Source organism: Bacillus cereus group sp. BfR-BA-01441, from assembly GCF_022663075.1.
Classification (GTDB): Bacteria; Bacillota; Bacilli; order Bacillales; family Bacillaceae_G; genus Bacillus_A; species Bacillus_A cereus.
Genome location: NZ_JAKUEU010000013.1, coordinates 71,813 through 90,466 on the forward strand (window position 1 = coordinate 71,813; position 18,654 = coordinate 90,466).

The following is an 18,654-nucleotide window of genomic DNA, read 5'->3' on the forward strand; positions in this document are numbered from 1 at the left end:
CAAATAGCGGGATAAGAATAGGAATAGGTATTTACCTATTCCTATTCTATATTGAGTAGTTGTTGTAACTTTTCAATTTGAAAACCTGCAACTACTTCGCCATCAATTACGACTGTTGGAGTTGAATAAGAATCATAGTCGTATAAAAGACGATTGCGAGCAGCAGCGTCTTTTTTTACGTCAAATTCTTCATATGCAACGTTATTATGCTTCAAAAATTCTTTTACAATAACACATGGCGGACAATCGGGTTGTGTATAAACCTCAATTTTTTTCATTGTAATTCCTCCTTTTTTCTGTTTTTTATTATATTCTTCCAGTATAAAAACCGCAATAATGAAGGAGAAATATGTTCTTTCTGTTTTTTCCTTCGCATTTCGACAAATTTTTAGTTGAGTTTCTGGCCAATAACCTTTATCCTAGAGTGTGGAACATTTTTTCTGTTATGACGGATAGAATGAGTATAGCTGTAAAACCTATTGGTAGGAAGATCAGAGAAAGGAGAGATTTCATGTCTCTACTCCAAGGAATTTTAACTCGACTTGTTAGTCTACAAGAACAAGCTGAAAGCGGTGAAGTAGCACAACGCTATTTTGAAGTGAACGGTGAGCGCAAATGTAGCGTGAAATTTTTCGATAAAAGTGAAATGTATGAGTTAGAAGTGTATCAACAAGGTGAAAAACCTCAAGTATATCAATTCGATAATATCGACATGGTTGCAATTGAGATTTACGATATCATTTCTTGATACATATAAAAAAGGTACTGCCACATGGCAGTACCTTTTTTAGTTCTATTACTTTCCAGCGTAATGTATAGAAGTTTTTTATTTTTCCTACAATGGTATTAAAATGAAAATTTAATCCGTGCAAGTTTGCTTATCCATGTGGATAATTAGTCCCGTCAACCGGGTGAATATGTGAAGCTAAACTTCTCACTATCGCTGGGTTTTGCAAATAGCGGGAGAAATATAACTAGGAGGTTATCGTATGGAACGTTTACCAGTTGTGATTTGTCCTAATTGTCAAAGTTCTGCTGAGATTATTCATGTATTAACGGCTCAATCTAATCAAAATGTAATTTATACGTGCCAAGTTTGTCACTTTGTAATTCGAAATATTGAAACGAATAAAGGATAGGAAGTTATAATTTTAGTTTTTGTCCCATACAATGAGAATACGAAAAGTCTGTCTAATTGAAAGGACGTGACTCTGTGGACGGTGCACATAAATTTTACAATGTTTCAGAGAGACATTTAAATTTTGATATGGTCTTTAACCGTATTTGTAGTTTCATTGAAAAGGATCCGCGAAATTTGTATCGATTATCCATTGGGACAGACTCGCAAGCGCATCAAAAGGATACGAGGTTTATTACAGCAATCCATATTCATCGTGTTGGAAAAGGTGCCTGGGGTTGTTTACACCATAAATCAGTAAAAGATAAGCCAGCGACCTTACGTGAGAAAATATATTTAGAAACGCAGTTTAGTCAAGAAATCGCATGTCTATTTACGCCTACTCATATACAAACAATATGGGAGTTATTGCATCCTTATGCTCAAGATGGGGCTGGATTCATAATGGAAATTCATTTAGACATTGGGAATGATGGCTTAACAAAAGAATTTATTTTAGATATGACAGAAAAAATTCGAGCGATGGGATTAACTGCAAAAATTAAGCCGGATGCTTATGCGGCGTTTAGCTATGCAAATCGATATACGAAATGATTTTTTTGTATGTGTACGATTGTTACATATCTTTAAATGAAAACTGAATATTACATCTATTAAATAGGTTGAATTTTTTATATAATAAGAGTAACGATGCGAGTGTAAGGAGAGGGGTATATGCAAAGGGAAGTTGTTTTAACGAGGGAAGAAGAAAGTTTACTACTAGATATTTTATTTCAGCAAAATTACGCAAGTGAAATTTTAGCTGTGGAACTTACAGATATTGAGAATGGTTTGAAACAGACAGATGTGATGCAATATAAAAAAATCACAAGGTTATTTTACAGATTAAAAAATAAAGGGTATTAAGCGCTACCGGAATGGTAGTCTTTTTTTTGTGCGGTATGCTAAAATAGCTGTGTGATTGTATTTTTATTGAAATAAATTTAGGACAAAATAATAATATGAAAACGCTGTCATAAAATGTGAATAGAGTTGTGAACATAAGCAGGAAAAAGGGAAAATGGGGGATGTAATATGATTAGTATTCCGAAAGACGAATTTCAACAAATTCTTGTGAAGGATTTAATGATTTCATCGGAAAAAGTAGCTCATGTCCAAATTGGAAATAGTTTAGAACATGCTTTACTCGTTCTTGTAAAATCTGGATATTCAGCGATACCTGTCTTAGATCCAATGTATAAACTACATGGTTTGATTAGTACTGCCATGATATTAGATGGTATGTTAGGATTAGAACGTATTGAGTTTGAAAGGCTCGATGATATGAAAGTAGAGCAGGTGATGAAAGAAGATATACCTGTTCTTAAATTAGACGATTCATTTGCAAAAGCTTTAGAAATGACAATTGATCATCCTTTTATTTGCGCTGTTAATGAAGAAGGCTATTTTGAGGGGATTTTAACACGTCGGGCTATTTTAAAATTGTTGAATAAGAAAGTAAGGCAACATAATCGATAAAGTGAAAAAAGTGACTTCATAGAAACGAAGAAGTCACTTTTTTTTCGTGCATATCACTTGTGTATGTATTATATTTAAAAAGACATAAAACATAAGGAAAGTTTGTGCTGGACAATTGTATTTTCTGAATGAAAGCATTCGGGTAAATTAAGGATGAAAAGCTTATTGAAATAAGGTGTATGGAAGCTAAGGAAAGAGGGAGAAAGTTGCAAATTGATGATTTTCAAATGATGGTTGTGTTAGCTCAGGAATCAAATATGAGAAAAGCGGCGGAACGTTTATTTGTTTCCCAACCTGCGCTGAGTCAACGATTACAATCTATGGAGAAACAATGGGGAATGAAGTTTTTTATTCGCTCACAAAAAGGATTGACAATTACACCTGAAGGGGAAAAAGTTGCAAATTATGCCAAAGAAATGTTGCAAAGGGAAGAAGATATAAAAAGTGAGCTGGCTGTTTTCAGAACGGAAACTCATGGAACGTTAAAAATAGCTGTTGCATCAGTTATTGGTCAATATTGGCTCCCTCCTGTTTTGAAAAAGTTTGTGCATAAATATCCTTCTGTAAAGATATCGCTGTTTACTGGATGGAGTAGTGAAGTGCAAAAGCAGTTTTATGAAGGAGACGTGCATGTTGCTATACTGAGGGGAACACAAGAATATAAAGGTCAGAAGCAACAATTATTTGAAGATGAACTGTATTTAGTTGATAAAGAAATAAAAGATATTTCGATGTTAAAAGAAACAAATAGGCCGTTCATTCAATTTAAAAGTGACTCGACTTATTATGGACAAATACAAAATTGGTGGTATGGTTTATTTTCTAATCCGCCTAAGCGAACGATTGTAGTTGACCAAATTGAAACATGTAAACAACTTGTTTTAAATGGTATAGGTTATGCCCTTTTACCTTCTACTGTTTTAAAGGAAGTACAGGAAAATATGTATAAAACACCTGTTCAACTGACGAGAGAAACATGGTTGTTAACAAGTGACTCGGCAAGGCAGTTGAAGCAAGTACAAGCATTTTTAGAAATTATAGAAGAAATTCAAAGGGGAAAATAAGATTATTATCTTGCTACTCGCTCTTTCGTTTGGTAGAGTAACATTATAAATGGATTTAGGAGGCAACAAGAATGAAAATGATGGACGCTAACGAAATTATTTCGTTTATTCAAAAAAGTGAAAAGAAAACTCCTGTAAAGGTATACATAAAAGGGGATTTAAAAGAAGTAACATTCCCTGAAACAGTACAAGCATTTGTGAATAAAAAATCAGGTGTATTATTCGGAGAATGGTCTGAAATTAAGACAATTCTTGATGAGAATAATAAGCACATCGTTGACTACGTTGTAGAAAACGATCGTCGTAATTCTGCAATCCCAATGCTTGATTTAAAAGGTATTAAAGCTCGCATCGAGCCAGGTGCTATTATTCGTGACCATGTTGAAATTGGTGACAACGCTGTAATTATGATGAATGCAACAATTAACATTGGTGCTGTAATTGGTGAAGGTTCTATGATCGACATGAACGCAGTACTTGGTGGACGTGCAACAGTCGGTAAAAACTGTCACGTAGGTGCAGGTGCTGTACTTGCAGGTGTTATTGAGCCACCTTCTGCAAAACCAGTTATCGTTGAAGATGATGTAGTAATCGGTGCAAATGTAGTTGTTTTAGAGGGTGTTACAGTAGGTAAAGGTGCAGTTGTAGCAGCGGGAGCTGTTGTAACAGAAGATGTGCCTCCATACACAGTTGTTGCAGGTACTCCAGCACGTGTAATTAAAGAAATTGATGAGAAGACAAAAGCAAAAACAGAAATTAAACAAGAGCTTCGTCAATTAAACCCAGAGAAATAAAAAGTAAAAAAAGCGTAAGAGCGTAAATGGGCTCTTACGCTTTTTATAGATAGAGGTGCAAAAATGACAGTAAGCAAATTTGTCCAAATTCGTAGAGATCTACATAGAATTCCAGAAATCGGATTTAAGGAATGGAAAACACAACAGTATATTTTAGATTATATAGGAACACTTTCTCATAAATTTGTGGAAGTGAAGACATGGAAAACGGGTGTAATCGTTAAAGTAAATGGAAAAAATCCCGAAAAAATAATAGGTTATCGTGCAGATATAGACGGTTTACCAATTACAGAGGAAACTGGATACGAGTTTGCTTCTATTCATGAAGGAATGATGCATGCATGTGGCCATGATGTACATACAACAATCGGTTTAGGCCTTCTAACGAAAGCTGTGAGCGAAAGAATAGATGATGACCTTGTATTTCTATTCCAGCCAGCAGAAGAAGGACCAGGCGGTGCTCTTCCTATGTTAGAAAGTGAAGAGTTAAAAGAATGGAAACCAAATATAATTCTTGGTCTTCATATTGCACCAGAATACGCTGTGGGGACAATTGCAACGAAAGAAGGACTGTTATTTGCCAATACTTCAGAATTATATATTGATTTAAAAGGGAAAGGTGGCCATGCTGCCTATCCACATACTGCAAATGACATGATTGTTGCAGCGAGTCATCTTGTTACACAGCTTCAATCCGTTATTAGTCGCAATGTAAATCCTCTTGATAGTGCAGTAATTACAATCGGGAAAATTACTGGTGGTACGGTTCAAAATATTATTGCAGAAAAATCTCGTTTAGAAGGAACGATTCGAACATTATCAGTGGAATCAATGAAGCGTGTGAAAAGCAGAATTGAGTCAATTGTTGCAGGTATCGAAGCTTCTTTCCAGTGTGAGGCGATTATAGATTACGGAGCAATGTATCATCAAGTATATAACCATGAAGAGTTAACGAGAGAGTTTATGGAATTTGTACATAAACAAACTGATATGAATGTTATTACATGTACTGAGGCAATGACGGGTGAAGATTTTGGTTATATGCTTCGAGAAATCCCTGGATTTATGTTTTGGCTTGGAGTAAATTCAGAATATGGTTTACATCATGCAAAATTAAAACCAGACGAAGAAGTGATTGAAAAGGCAATTACATTTTTAAGCCAATATGTAAAGTGGAAAGGGAATAGAAAATAAAACTTCCACTTTCTTGAAGGCTCCAAAAAACTTTTTGTTCTGAGGTGTAAGTAACGCTCGTATAGATTGATTTTAGACATTGACATACAAATGGAAGAATTAAAGTTAATTGTACTGTTTTAATAATGAGCAGGGGGGTTAGCCACTGCTCATTATTAATTATTTGACTAACTTATATATGTTTACTTTTAGTATGAAAAGTGTGTAAAATCAATGTGAAACATAGAAAAAAGGGTGGGGAATTACGTGCAAATTAGCAGTGCGATTTTATGTTTCGTCTTATATGCGTACGTTATTATTGCGGCGGTTTATTTTGGGATAAGTTTTTATGCCTATCGTCTAGTAGATAATAATGAATATGACGAAACATACAAATGGGTGAAGAGATATTTATCACCTGTACTAGAAATTATGAATGGGTTTGTGCTCTTTTTATTTATTGGATTAATTGCTTTTTCAACGAGTTTAGTAGGGAATAAAACTACGTTATTTGTATTGGGTATCATTATTTTTATGTTGTTAGGAATAAGGATTGGTAATACGGTCTTTTGGAATGAAAGAAAAGTAGATGGTTGGACGGGAATGTTAATTCCGTGCATGTTAGCTGCAATCGTGACAAATATAGAGCATGAATATTATCAATTACATTTTTGGCTTATTATCGTTTTAACAATTCTTTCTGTTTTGTATATAAGCACAGTAGTACTAACATATATTGCACATGAAAAAGGAGATGTTAAAGGCACTCGTTTCTTTAGAGGACGGGCATTATTTTGGAGTGTGCCGACGATGGTAGTTATCGCGCTTATTGCGATATTAGTAAATGGATATCAATTTTCTAATTGGCAACTATTTTTAGAAAATTGGTGGATCTTTATCTTTTCGTTTATTGCTTTTTTAGGTGCAACGCATTATTTATTCCATCAACATCATTACATATGGGCGTTGTTATTTGCATTCACACAGCTTCTATTTGCCTTTTTTGGTCAAGAAACATTATTATTCGTTTTTGAAACATTTAGTTCTTTTGGAAATATATTTGTATTTGCTATGCTACTTGTTGGTATCGCTTTTTACTTGCAACAATATTTTTATATACAAAAACAAAAATAAGAGCTAATTACAGTTTTTGTGACGCATATAAAGTGTGTTACACTGAAAATAAATAGTACTTGAAGTTATTGGAGGAATTCCCGTGGGTGAGAAAGAAAAAGAATTTGCTGTCATTGGACTTGGTCGCTTTGGTGGAAGTATTTGCCGAGAACTAGCTCAATTAGGAATGGAAGTAATGGCAATCGATTCAGATGAGGATAAAATTAATGAATTTGCAAATATAGCTTCGCATGCTGTAATTGCAGATTCAACAGATGAGATGGTATTAAAAAGCCTTGGTATTCGAAATTTTGATCACGTAGTCGTTGCTATTGGAGATAATTTAAATTCAAGTATTTTAACGACTTTGATTTTGAAAGAGTTGGGTGTAAAAAATATTACTGTAAAAGCTCAAAATGATTATCATGAAAAAGTGTTAAGTAAAATAGGTGCAGATCATATTGTGCATCCAGAACGTGATATGGGGAAAAGGATTGCTAATAATATTGCATCAAGCAATGTGCTAGACTACCTTGAGCTTTCAGATGAGCATAGTATTGTAGAGATTATTGCGAATAAAAAAATTGATGGGCACTCTTTAATTGAATTAGATATTCGTGCGAAGTTTGGATTGAATATTGTAGCAATTAAACGAGGCAAAGAAGTTATCGTATCCCCTCGAGCTACGGAGAATATTCAAGCAGGAGATATATTAATTGTCATTGGTCATGACGATGAAGTGGATCGATTTAAACACTTTTTAAGATAAGAGAAAAGAAAAGGACAATGCCTTCATGGCATTGTCCTTTTCTTATATTTCCATAATGATTGGTAAAATCATTGGACGGCGTTTCGTTTTCTCATATAGGAATGGAGCTAATGTGTCTGTAATTTCATTTTTAATTTCAGACCATTGTGTTGTTTTACGCTCCATTACTTTTTCTAAATGAGTTGTAATTAATGTTTGTGCATCATTGATTAAATCGCTACTTTCACGCATGTAAACGAAACCGCGTGAGATGATATCAGGTCCTGCTGCAACTTTAAATTCTTTCATATCAATGCTTACAACTACAATTACAAGTCCTTCTTCAGAAAGGATACGACGATCGCGTAATACGATATTGCCAATATCTCCAATACCGTTTCCATCAATGTAGACCGAACCAGATGGGATTTTTCCAGCTACGCTAGCTTCATCCGAACGTAAAGCAAGAACATCGCCATTATCCATAATGAAGCAATTTTCTTCAGGGATGCCACAATCATTTGCTATGTTCATGTGCATACGCTGCATACGATATTCACCATGAATTGGCATGAAGTACTTCGGTTTAATTAGACGTAACATTAACTTTTGTTCTTCTTGTCCACCGTGTCCACTTGTATGGATATTTGAAAGTTTCCCATGAATTACATCAGCGCCAGCGCGGTACAACATGTTAATTGTACGACTTACGCTAATTGTATTTCCTGGAATTGGTGAAGAAGAGAAAACAACTGTATCTCCAGGAATAATTTGAATTTGGCGGTGTGTACCGTTTGCAATACGTGAAAGTGCTGCCATCGGTTCACCTTGACTACCTGTACATAAAATAACAACTTTATTAGCTGGTAAGCGGTTTAGTTGAGATGCATCTATGAATGTATCTTTCGGGCAACGAATATAACCAAGGTTTTGTCCAATTTCAATCGCTGCTTCCATACTTCGACCAAACACAGCTACTTTACGGTTGTTTTCAACAGCAGCTTCAACAACTTGTTGTAAGCGGTGAATATTTGATGCAAAGGTTGCGAATATAATCCGTCCTTCTACTTTACGGAAAATGTCTTGAATACTATCACCAACGCGACGCTCAGACATAGTAAAGTTTGGAACTTCACTGTTCGTACTATCAGATAATAGACATAGTACGCCATCTTTACCGATTTCAGCCATTTTTGTTAAATCAGCTGGTTCACCAACTGGTGTGAAGTCAAATTTGAAGTCACCTGTATGAACGACTTGACCTTGAGGTGTTTTCACAACAACGCCGTACGAATCTGGAATACTGTGAGTTGTACGGAAGAAGGATACAGACGTTTTTTTGAATTTAATAACGTCATCTTCTTGAATCTCGTAAAGTTTTGCTTTACGAAGTAAGCCGTGTTCTTCTAGTTTGTTTTTGATGAGTGCAATTGCTAATTTTCCGCCGTAAATTGGAATGTTCACTTGACGTAATAGGTAAGGGATTCCGCCGATATGATCTTCGTGACCATGTGTAATGAATAACCCTTTAATTTTATCTTCGTTTCGCACAAAATAAGTGTAGTCTGGTATTACATAATCGATTCCGAGAAGTTCGTCCTCTGGAAATTTAATTCCAGCATCAATTATAATAATTTCATCTTGAAATTGAACAGCGTATGTATTTTTACCGATTTCACCAAGCCCACCGAGAGCAAATACAGCAACTTGGTCGTTTTTTAGAAATTTCATATCGCTATACGATTTCCGCTAATGTTAAATCAGCGTTTTCTTTTTCATATTCAAGATGAGCGCCAGTAACAGACTGAACAAACTCGATATTATATGCGAACTTATTTAATTTTGTACGAACATCCTTTTCAGACGTAGCCTCTAAATATAAAACTTTTGTATTTTCACGTACTGGAACCTCAGTTAATTTTTCTTGATAAAATACTTTAAAAATCATTTGGAAAACCTCTCCTTGTCTATGTTTTGCATTATCTGTTACTTATTATAAAGCAAACAGTCACGATTTTCATGTTTTTTCGAATGAGAATGAAGAAAAAGCCCGAAATGGGCACAATTTAAGCGACTGTCTTTTTACGGACTAGACCATTTAAATAACGCTTGAGCTTTTTCTTCAGCTTCTTCAGCATGATTACTCCTTCCTTTCCTTATTTTAAACATGCCTATTACTAGTGAAAACTCTATCTCTGATATAAGAGATAGGACAAAAGTGAATGGTGAATCTTGTCCTTTCCCATACAGTGAAAGTTATTCTATAGTAACGATTAGTAGCCGTTAGTTATAGGTATAGTATGAGGAAGAATGGAAAAGAAAATTCATACGAACAAGTATCCACATGTTTTACTAATATATATATGCAAAGTTTACAAATAAGGTCAGAAAGGGAACGCTTTCTTCACAGATGTTTAATATGTTATACTTTTTTTTAGAATTTGAAAAGTGATATTCAAAATAGGAATATAGAGTGCCAGAAAGGATTTTGACAAATGAATGATAAAATTGTCTTTTTTGATATTGATGGAACATTATTAGATCATGATAAAAAAATTCCGCAATCTACACGAGATGCAGTAAAACAGTTACAAGAAAAAGGTGTACATGTAGCAATTGCGACAGGGCGCGCGCCATTTATGTTCGAAGATATTCGTAAGGAACTTGATATACATAATTATGTTAGTTTTAATGGACAATATGTTGTCTTTGAAGATGAGGTAATATTTAATAATCCGTTACATCCAGATGCTTTACATAAGTTTACTCAGTTTGCAAAACAAGAAGGATATCCACTTGTATATCTTGACCATCAAGATATGAGAGCATCAGTGGAATATCATGATTATGTGAAAGAAGGCTTTGGAAGCTTAAACTTTGAGCATCCAGCATATGAGCCTAATTTTTATGAGGAACGTAATATTTATCAAACACTACTTTTTTGTGAAGTAAATGAAGAGGAAAAGTTTATTAATCATTATCCAGATTTTCATTTTATTCGTTGGCATGCATATTCAATGGATATCATTCCGAATGGTGGTTCTAAGGCAAAAGGAATTGAGAAATACATTGAAAAGTTAGGTTTTAATCGTGATCAAGTGTATGCATTTGGAGATGGCTTAAATGATTTAGAAATGATCGAAGCCGTTGGCACAGGTATTGTGATGGGAAATGGCCATGAAGACTTGAAAAAACTTGCAAATCATGTGACAAAGGATGTTAATGAAGACGGTATATATCATGGACTAAAGTGGGCTGGATTGCTATAAGTGAATATGGAACCCATTTCATAATAAAAAGGCGGAAGATTAACTTACGCCTTTTTATTATTATCGCTCTAGAGGTTTGGAATCATCAGGAGCGGCAAAAGGATTTTCTTTATTGATATGGTCATAGAACATAACGCCATTTAAATGGTCAATCTCGTGCTGAAATACGATTGCTGGTAAACCTTTTAAACGTAATTTTACTTCTTCTCCGTTAATAGAAGTTGCTTTTACTGTAATTCTTGTATAACGAGGAACATAACCAGGTACTTCGCGGTCTACAGATAGACAGCCTTCACCACCCTGTAAATATGTACGTTCAACAGAATGGCTAATGATTTTTGGATTGAATAATGCATGGCTATATAATGTACCATCCGCATCGGTTACATGAACTGCAATCATTTTTTTTGAAACACCGATTTGCGGAGCCGCTAATCCGATTCCAGGGCGTAAACTATATTTTTCAGCCATTTCAGGATCTTGGCTATTTATTACGAATTCAATCATTTCTTTTAAGGTAGTTGTATCTTCTTCGCTTGCCGGTAAGGACACCTCTTCTGCAACGTTGCGCAAAATAGGATCTCCTTCGCGAATAACATCTTTCATTGTAAGCATATGTAATCTCTCCTTTCCTCTTTAGTCTACCAAAGGAGATGGAAAAAGTCATCGGCAAGAAAGGGAAGGCATTTTGGAAATCGTTCTATTATAGAGTAGTTATGTATGTGGTAAACAGAAAAAGACGGCAAAGCCGTCTTTTTCTTTCCATAGTTGTTTCGTTTTACAATTAGCGAATGCAAGCAGCACCAACGATAATTAAAAGAATAAACAACACAACGATTAAGGCGAAGCCGCGTCCAGACCCGCCACAAGAACCGCCATAACCGTAGGAAGGATATGAACAAGTTGGATAGCAATATGAGTATCCGTACATGAGATGACCTCCTTTATCATTTCCCGCTAATACTGCGGTTACTATAATGTATGGAAGAGAGGGTAGAAATGTATAGGTATTTACCTAAAAAAGGAAGAGTAGTTTGTATATTTTTGTTACGAAGAGAGAAAAACTAAAGAGAATTAAATCGTTTACATATTATTCTAAGAGAAAAAATAAGTGAAAAAGGGAATAATATAACAGTAGGTCAATGCTTACTAATACAGATGTAAAAAATAAAAACACGTTTGTGTAGTAGAAACCTGCATATTATTTATAAAAAAACGTATTCAAAGTAATTGACATCGTAATTAGAATAGTTGTAAACTAAAAAACGTGATCAAGATTGTATTAATATGTTTCTGAAAAAACATTAGTACAGATTGTTAGGTACACAAAATTATTCTCAACCGACATACAAACATGTTGGTTTACATCGTTGCGCTTTTTAAACTGGAAAATAGCCAGTGAAAGCGTTTCAGAATATGGTTCAAGAGAGGAAGAGGTGAACGGAATGGGTACTAAAACAAAAAAGACCCTATTTAATGTTGATGAGCAAATGAAAGCTATCGCAGCTCAATTTGAAACATTACAAATTTTAAATGAAAACGGTGAAGTTGTGAATGAAGCAGCTATGCCTGAATTATCTGATGATCAATTAAAAGAATTAATGCGTCGTATGGTGTATACTCGCGTATTAGATCAACGTTCTATTTCTTTAAACCGTCAAGGACGTTTAGGTTTCTACGCACCTACAGCTGGACAAGAAGCTTCTCAATTAGCAAGTCATTTCGCACTTGAAGCAGAAGACTTCATCTTACCAGGATACCGTGATGTACCACAATTAGTATGGCACGGATTACCATTATACCAAGCATTCTTATTCTCTCGTGGACACTTCATGGGTAACCAAATGCCTGAGAATGTAAATGCATTAGCTCCACAGATCATTATCGGTGCGCAAATCATCCAAACTGCTGGTGTTGCGTTAGGTATGAAACTACGTGGTAAAAAATCTGTTGCAATTACTTACACTGGTGACGGTGGTGCTTCACAAGGTGACTTCTACGAAGGTATGAACTTTGCAGGTGCATTCAAAGCTCCAGCAATCTTCGTTGTTCAAAACAACCGTTATGCAATCTCTACTCCAGTAGAAAAGCAATCTGCAGCTAAAACTGTAGCACAAAAAGCAGTAGCAGCAGGTATTTACGGAATTCAAGTAGACGGTATGGATCCATTAGCTGTATACGCAGCAACTGCTTTCGCTCGTGAGCGCGCAGTAAATGGCGAAGGCCCTACTTTAATCGAGACTTTAACATTCCGTTACGGTCCACATACAATGGCTGGTGATGACCCAACTCGTTACCGTACAAAAGATATCGAAAACGAATGGGAACAAAAAGACCCAATCGTACGCTTCCGTAAGTTCTTAGAAGCTAAAGGCCTATGGTCTCAAGAAGTTGAAGAGACAGTAATCGAAGAAGCAAAAGAAGATATCAAACAAGCAATTGCTAAGGCTGACCAAGCTCCAAAACAAAAAGTAACTGATTTAATGGAAATCATGTACGAAAAAATGCCTTACAACTTAGCTGAACAATATGAAATCTACAAAGAAAAGGAGTCGAAGTAAGCCATGGCTCAAATGACAATGATTCAAGCAATCACTGATGCTTTACGCGTTGAAATGAAAAATGACCCTAACGTACTTGTATTTGGTGAAGACGTTGGTGTAAACGGCGGTGTATTCCGTGCTACTGAAGGTTTACAAGCTGAATTTGGTGAAGATCGTGTAATGGATACTCCACTTGCAGAGTCTGGTATTGGTGGACTTGCAGTTGGTCTTGCACTTGAAGGATTCCGTCCAGTTCCAGAAATCCAATTCTTCGGTTTCGTTTATGAAGTAATGGATTCAATTTCTGGTCAATTAGCTCGTATGCGTTACCGTTCTGGTGGACGTTGGACTGCTCCAGTAACAGTTCGTTCTCCATTCGGTGGTGGTGTTCATACTCCTGAACTTCATGCTGATAGCTTAGAAGGATTAGTGGCTCAACAACCTGGTCTAAAAGTTGTTATTCCATCTACTCCATACGATGCTAAAGGTCTTTTAATCTCTGCGATTCGTGACAACGATCCAGTTATCTACTTAGAGCATATGAAATTGTACCGTTCATTCCGTCAAGAGGTACCAGAAGGTGATTACACAATTGATTTAGGTAAAGCTGATATCAAACGTGAAGGTACAGATGTATCTGTTATCGCTTACGGTGCTATGGTTCACGCTGCATTAAAAGCTGCTGAAGAACTTGAAAAAGAAGGTATCTCTTTAGAGGTTGTTGACTTACGTACAGTTCAACCATTAGATATCGAAACAATCATCGCTTCTGTTGAAAAAACAGGTCGCGTAGTTGTAGTTCAAGAAGCTCAAAAACAAGCTGGTATTGCAGCTAACGTTGTAGCGGAAATTAACGACCGTGCAATCTTAAACTTAGAAGCTCCAGTTGTACGTGTTGCAGCTGCTGATACAGTATTCCCATTCTCTCAAGCAGAGAGCGTATGGTTACCAAACCACAAAGATATTGTTGAAGCTGTAAACAAAGTAATGAACTTCTAATTTTTAGCTTTTCATGTGCAAAAGAAATCAGCACATGCTGGTTTCTTTTGTACATATTCCATAATAATGAAATGAATCAGGGGGCTGAATTCCGTGGCATTTGAATTTAAACTACCAGATATCGGTGAAGGTATCCACGAAGGTGAAATCGTAAAATGGTTTATTAAACCAGGCGATGAAGTAAACGAAGACGATGTACTTCTTGAAGTACAAAATGATAAAGCAGTAGTAGAAATCCCTTCTCCTGTTAAAGGTAAAGTACTTGAAGTACTTGTAGAAGAAGGAACAGTTGCAATCGTAGGAGATACATTAATTAAATTTGATGCTCCTGGATACGAAAACCTTAAATTTAAAGGTGACGATCATGATGAAGCTCCAAAAGCTGAAGAAGCAGCAGTAGAAGCTCCAGCAGCGGAAGCTACTCCAGCAGCAACTGCAGAAGTAGTAAATGAGCGCGTAATCGCTATGCCATCTGTTCGTAAATACGCTCGTGAAAAAGGTGTAGACATTCATAAAGTAGCTGGTACTGGTAAGAATGGCCGTATCGTAAAAGCTGACATCGATGCATTTGCAAATGGTGGACAAACTGTAGCAGCAACTGAGGCTCCAGCAGCAGTAGAAGCTACTCCAGCAGCAGCGAAAGAAGAAGCACCAAAAGCACAACCAATCCCAGCTGGTGAATATCCAGAAACTCGTGAGAAAATGAGTGGTATCCGTAAAGCGATTGCGAAAGCAATGGTTAACTCTAAACACACAGCTCCTCACGTAACATTAATGGACGAAGTAGATGTAACAGAACTTGTTGCTCACCGTAAGAAGTTCAAAGCAGTAGCAGCTGACAAAGGTATTAAATTAACTTACCTTCCGTACGTTGTTAAAGCTTTAACATCTGCATTACGTGAATACCCAATGTTAAACACTTCTTTAGACGATGCATCTCAAGAAGTAGTTCATAAACATTACTTCAATATCGGTATCGCAGCTGATACAGACAAAGGTCTATTAGTACCAGTTGTTAAAGATACAGATCGTAAGTCTATCTTCACAATCTCTAACGAGATCAATGATCTTGCTGGTAAAGCACGTGAAGGTCGTCTAGCTCCAGCTGAAATGAAAGGTGCTTCTTGCACAATTACAAACATTGGTTCTGCAGGTGGACAATGGTTCACTCCAGTTATCAACCACCCAGAAGTAGCAATCCTTGGTATCGGCCGTATCGCTGAAAAACCAGTTGTGAAAAACGGTGAGATCGTTGCAGCTCCAGTATTAGCATTATCTCTAAGCTTTGACCATCGTTTAATTGACGGTGCAACTGCTCAAAAAGCGTTAAACCAAATTAAACGTCTATTGAATGACCCACAATTATTAGTAATGGAGGCGTAATAACAATGGTAGTAGGAGATTTCCCAATTGAATTAGATACAGTCGTTGTTGGTGCAGGTCCTGGTGGATACGTTGCGGCAATTCGTGCAGCACAATTAGGTCAAAAGGTAGCAATCATTGAAAAAGCTAACCTTGGTGGCGTATGCTTAAACGTTGGATGTATTCCTTCAAAAGCGTTAATCAATGCAGGTCATCGTTATGAGAATGCAATGCATTCTGATGACATGGGTATTACTGCAGAAAACGTAAAAGTTGACTTTACAAAAGTTCAAGAATGGAAAAACGGCGTAGTTAAGAAATTAACTGGCGGTGTTGAAGGCCTTCTTAAAGGTAACAAAGTTGAAATCATTCGCGGTGAAGCTTACTTCGTAGATGCTAATACATTACGCGTTATGACTGAAGATGCAGCTCAAACTTATACGTTTAAAAATGCTGTTCTTGCAACTGGTTCTACACCAATCGAAATTCCAGGATTCAAATACTCTAAACGTGTTATCAACTCTACAGGTGCTTTAAGCTTACCTGAAATTCCTAAAAAACTTGTTGTAATCGGCGGCGGTTACATCGGTATGGAATTAGGTACTGCATATGCTAACTTCGGTACAGAAGTTACTGTAGTAGAAGCTGGCGACGAAATCTTAGCTGGTTTCGAAAAAGCTATGAGCTCTGTTGTTAAACGTGCTCTACAGAAAAAAGGTAACGTAAATATCCATACAAAAGCTATGGCTAAAGGCGTTGAAGAAACAGAAACTGGCGTAAAAGTTAGCTTTGAAGTTAAAGGTGAAATCCAAACTGTAGAAGCAGATTACGTATTAGTAACTGTAGGTCGTCGTCCAAACACTCAAGAAATCGGTCTTGAGCAAGTTGGAGTTAAAATGACTGACCGCGGCATCATCGAAATCGATGAACAATGTCGTACAAATGTACCAAACATCTATGCAATCGGTGATATCGTTCCTGGACCACCATTAGCTCACAAAGCTTCTTACGAAGGTAAAGTAGCTGTAGAAGCAATTAGTGGCCATGCATCAGCTATCGATTACATCGGAATTCCTGCAGTATGCTTCACTGATCCAGAATTAGCATCTGTTGGTTACACTAAAAAACAAGCTGAAGAAGCTGGAATGACTGTAACTGTATCTAAGTTCCCATTCGCTGCTAACGGTCGTGCATTATCATTAAACAGCACTGACGGTTTCTTACAACTTGTAACACGTAAAGAAGATGGTCTTCTTGTAGGTGCTCAAGTTGCAGGTGCAGGTGCTTCTGATATTATCTCTGAGATTGGTTTAGCTATCGAAGCTGGAATGACAGCTGAAGATATCGCTCAAACAATCCATGCTCACCCAACATTAGGTGAAATCACAATGGAAGCAGCTGAAGTTGCTCTTGGAATGCCAATTCACATTGTAAAATAATTTAAGTAATGTAAATAGCCCTTCTCTTATTGTAAGAGAGGGGCTATTTTTATTTTCATCAAATGACTTGCAAGGTCTTTAAACGTACTTGTCGAATGAATATATAATACTTTAACAAATGATTCCGGTTTAACTTACTTCAAAGGTAATATATATCATCCTATAATATGTAATTGATTCAAACGTAACCCCATATATTAATAAAATAGAGCATGTCAAAGGAGAAGGTTCCATGAAAATATTACATGTTATATTTTATCATTTACTACTATGGAGTGGCTTTTCCACTGTATTAACATTATCGAATGGTGATAAGTTTCATTATAAAGTTATTCTTTTTTTCGTATTTCTATATTTAGCCTATGTAATAGCATATTTTGTATTGCACGTAAGAAAGCAAGCTTTATTTCTTACATGTTCGAATTGTATATTATTTTTAATCATATTATCTATTTTTTAAATTAGCGTTTATAAAAATACATTGTTCTTCCATTAAATAATTGTAACTCTCCTTCTAATTTCTTCGCTAAAAAACGGCAAAATTCATTTGCTTTCCCTTTGTCACCAAATGTTGCATTAGGTGGTAAAGAAACTTGGATGAAAGATTGTTCATTTTCTATACCAACACCAATATAAATTGAGTCATACCGGTCGTGATTGGATTGAAGTTTTAATGTTGTTGTAGATGTATCTAAAATTTCATAAGGAAAAGCGGTATTTGTATACGTGTAATTAATTTGGGCACCAGTTTTAGAAGTAACTGTTTTATAATAATGAAAAAGTTGTTTTATATCATCTATTGAAACTGATTGTTGGTTGGATTTCGGTACAAGCGTAATAAAGGCGTGTTGCATATAAGTTCCCCCTAACTTAGTAGAATACTATCATTCTACATCCTACTGAATTTTTTGACAATTAAAAGGAGTATTACATGTTTTGTTTAATATACTATTAATGAAACGTGATGCAGAAAGGTGGAAACCAATGTTTGAAAAATTGTATGATGAGCATGAAAGTGTGAAGGTACGATTTTTAGGGTTTATGACACATGATACACGTTATGATTTTGGTGTTATTTATACAAATATGTTTTTTGGGAAGCCGCTCATTGTTTGTATGCAAACAGGAAGGTCTACTTTACTCGGACGAGATGATGTAGAGAATGTTCAATATATACAGGAGATTTTTAAATTAGGATCAGAAGAGGAAGCAAAGGAGTTAGCTCAGTTTTTCAAATTTCTAGTTCCGTCAACTTCTTTACATGCGGAATATGAAGAATAATTAATGTGAAACAGTCGTACTTATAAATATGGCTGTTTTTTTATTTGAATATCGCATACTAATTTAAATTGAAAATATTCAATGTGTTATACTAAAAACCTATTGACGTAAAAAGTATAACATATTAAAATAAAGACAGAAAGTTAAGCGGTTACAAAAAAGTTTTTGGGATTATAAACTTAGGGGGAAATGAAAAATGGGAACAATCGTATG

23 protein-coding genes are annotated in these 18,654 nt (G+C 35.8%); 17 read left to right on the forward strand and 6 right to left on the reverse strand.

The window, feature by feature from the left end:
• Positions 1–41 precede the first annotated feature (41 nt).
• Positions 42–278, reverse strand: coding sequence for a glutaredoxin family protein (locus tag MR107_RS08485; protein WP_000717875.1), 237 nt, complete (start codon positions 276–278; stop codon positions 42–44).
• A gap of 233 nt (positions 279–511) precedes the next feature.
• Here MR107_RS08485 and MR107_RS08490 point away from each other — a divergent pair, with 233 nt between their 5' ends.
• The 10 genes from MR107_RS08490 to MR107_RS08535 all read left to right on the forward strand — a co-directional run bounded on the left by MR107_RS08490 (position 512) and on the right by MR107_RS08535 (position 7,569).
• On the forward strand, positions 512–748 hold the full coding sequence (locus tag MR107_RS08490) for a YkuJ family protein (RefSeq protein WP_000055151.1): 237 nt from the start codon (positions 512–514) through the stop codon (positions 746–748).
• A gap of 241 nt (positions 749–989) precedes the next feature.
• Entirely contained in the window at positions 990–1,139 is a 150-nt protein-coding gene (locus tag MR107_RS08495) for a hypothetical protein (protein ID WP_000440540.1), read from the forward strand.
• Between the two features lie 74 nt (positions 1,140–1,213).
• Positions 1,214–1,732 (forward strand): ribonuclease H-like YkuK family protein, encoded by a 519-nt coding sequence (locus tag MR107_RS08500; protein ID WP_000348488.1) that lies wholly within the window; start codon positions 1,214–1,216, stop codon positions 1,730–1,732.
• Between the two features lie 120 nt (positions 1,733–1,852).
• Positions 1,853–2,044, forward strand: coding sequence for an antirepressor AbbA (gene abbA / locus MR107_RS08505; protein WP_242292239.1), 192 nt, complete (start codon positions 1,853–1,855; stop codon positions 2,042–2,044).
• A 168-nt stretch (positions 2,045–2,212) separates the two neighbouring features.
• Positions 2,213–2,656 carry a cyclic-di-AMP-binding protein CbpB gene (cbpB, locus tag MR107_RS08510; protein ID WP_000623579.1) on the forward strand — a complete coding sequence of 148 codons (444 nt, stop codon included), beginning with the start codon at positions 2,213–2,215 and terminating at the stop codon, positions 2,654–2,656.
• Between the two features lie 179 nt (positions 2,657–2,835).
• Positions 2,836–3,720: a LysR family transcriptional regulator gene (locus tag MR107_RS08515; RefSeq protein ID WP_002026259.1), complete on the forward strand. Its 885-nt coding sequence runs from the start codon at positions 2,836–2,838 to the stop codon at positions 3,718–3,720.
• Positions 3,721–3,791: 71 nt separating this feature from the next.
• Positions 3,792–4,514 carry a 2,3,4,5-tetrahydropyridine-2,6-dicarboxylate N-acetyltransferase gene (gene dapD, locus MR107_RS08520; RefSeq protein WP_000783241.1) on the forward strand — a complete coding sequence of 241 codons (723 nt, stop codon included), beginning with the start codon at positions 3,792–3,794 and terminating at the stop codon, positions 4,512–4,514.
• A gap of 63 nt (positions 4,515–4,577) precedes the next feature.
• Positions 4,578–5,708 carry an N-acetyldiaminopimelate deacetylase gene (locus MR107_RS08525; RefSeq protein WP_000218676.1) on the forward strand — a complete coding sequence of 377 codons (1,131 nt, stop codon included), beginning with the start codon at positions 4,578–4,580 and terminating at the stop codon, positions 5,706–5,708.
• A 246-nt stretch (positions 5,709–5,954) separates the two neighbouring features.
• Positions 5,955–6,821: a cytochrome c oxidase assembly protein gene (locus MR107_RS08530; protein ID WP_001167324.1), complete on the forward strand. Its 867-nt coding sequence runs from the start codon at positions 5,955–5,957 to the stop codon at positions 6,819–6,821.
• Between the two features lie 82 nt (positions 6,822–6,903).
• The gene (locus MR107_RS08535) at positions 6,904–7,569 is read left to right on the forward strand and encodes a potassium channel family protein (protein WP_000504032.1); all 666 of its coding nucleotides are present in this window, start codon (positions 6,904–6,906) and stop codon (positions 7,567–7,569) included.
• 42 nt (positions 7,570–7,611) lie between these two features.
• Here MR107_RS08535 and rnjA read toward each other — a convergent pair whose 3' ends face one another.
• The gene (gene rnjA / locus MR107_RS08540; RefSeq protein ID WP_000670377.1) at positions 7,612–9,279 is read right to left on the reverse strand and encodes a ribonuclease J1; all 1,668 of its coding nucleotides are present in this window, start codon (positions 9,277–9,279) and stop codon (positions 7,612–7,614) included.
• A gap of 4 nt (positions 9,280–9,283) precedes the next feature.
• Positions 9,284–9,496: a DNA-dependent RNA polymerase subunit epsilon gene (locus MR107_RS08545; RefSeq protein WP_000576435.1), complete on the reverse strand. Its 213-nt coding sequence runs from the start codon at positions 9,494–9,496 to the stop codon at positions 9,284–9,286.
• A 547-nt stretch (positions 9,497–10,043) separates the two neighbouring features.
• Between MR107_RS08545 and MR107_RS08550 the strand changes: the two genes are divergently transcribed.
• Positions 10,044–10,817, forward strand: a complete 774-nt coding sequence (locus tag MR107_RS08550) for a Cof-type HAD-IIB family hydrolase (RefSeq protein ID WP_000998268.1) — start codon at positions 10,044–10,046, stop codon at positions 10,815–10,817.
• 60 nt (positions 10,818–10,877) lie between these two features.
• Here MR107_RS08550 and def read toward each other — a convergent pair whose 3' ends face one another.
• Together def and MR107_RS08560 are read right to left on the reverse strand one after the other, a co-directional pair.
• Positions 10,878–11,432, reverse strand: coding sequence for a peptide deformylase (def, locus tag MR107_RS08555; RefSeq protein WP_000957048.1), 555 nt, complete (start codon positions 11,430–11,432; stop codon positions 10,878–10,880).
• A 169-nt stretch (positions 11,433–11,601) separates the two neighbouring features.
• On the reverse strand, positions 11,602–11,748 hold the full coding sequence (locus MR107_RS08560; RefSeq protein WP_000274562.1) for a YjcZ family sporulation protein: 147 nt from the start codon (positions 11,746–11,748) through the stop codon (positions 11,602–11,604).
• A gap of 514 nt (positions 11,749–12,262) precedes the next feature.
• Here MR107_RS08560 and pdhA point away from each other — a divergent pair.
• From pdhA to MR107_RS08585, 5 genes are all read left to right on the forward strand, one after another.
• Positions 12,263–13,378 (forward strand): pyruvate dehydrogenase E1 component subunit alpha, encoded by a 1,116-nt coding sequence (gene pdhA, locus MR107_RS08565; protein ID WP_000536895.1) that lies wholly within the window; start codon positions 12,263–12,265, stop codon positions 13,376–13,378.
• A 3-nt stretch (positions 13,379–13,381) separates the two neighbouring features.
• On the forward strand, positions 13,382–14,359 hold the full coding sequence (pdhB, locus tag MR107_RS08570) for a pyruvate dehydrogenase complex E1 component subunit beta (protein ID WP_000068168.1): 978 nt from the start codon (positions 13,382–13,384) through the stop codon (positions 14,357–14,359).
• 93 nt (positions 14,360–14,452) lie between these two features.
• Positions 14,453–15,742, forward strand: a complete 1,290-nt coding sequence (pdhC, locus tag MR107_RS08575; RefSeq protein WP_000863419.1) for a pyruvate dehydrogenase complex dihydrolipoyllysine-residue acetyltransferase — start codon at positions 14,453–14,455, stop codon at positions 15,740–15,742.
• A gap of 5 nt (positions 15,743–15,747) precedes the next feature.
• On the forward strand, positions 15,748–17,160 hold the full coding sequence (gene lpdA, locus MR107_RS08580) for a dihydrolipoyl dehydrogenase (protein WP_000260104.1): 1,413 nt from the start codon (positions 15,748–15,750) through the stop codon (positions 17,158–17,160).
• Positions 17,161–17,392: 232 nt separating this feature from the next.
• On the forward strand, positions 17,393–17,620 hold the full coding sequence (locus MR107_RS08585; RefSeq protein WP_000697469.1) for a hypothetical protein: 228 nt from the start codon (positions 17,393–17,395) through the stop codon (positions 17,618–17,620).
• A gap of 1 nt (position 17,621) precedes the next feature.
• Here the strand turns inward: MR107_RS08585 and MR107_RS08590 are convergent, their stop codons facing one another.
• On the reverse strand, positions 17,622–18,014 hold the full coding sequence (locus MR107_RS08590; protein WP_001163299.1) for a DUF1885 family protein: 393 nt from the start codon (positions 18,012–18,014) through the stop codon (positions 17,622–17,624).
• Between the two features lie 130 nt (positions 18,015–18,144).
• Between MR107_RS08590 and MR107_RS08595 the strand changes: the two genes are divergently transcribed.
• A complete protein-coding gene (locus tag MR107_RS08595) occupies positions 18,145–18,441 on the forward strand; it encodes a DUF3055 domain-containing protein (protein WP_000462038.1) in 297 nt (98 codons plus the stop codon).
• Positions 18,442–18,654 lie beyond the last annotated feature (213 nt).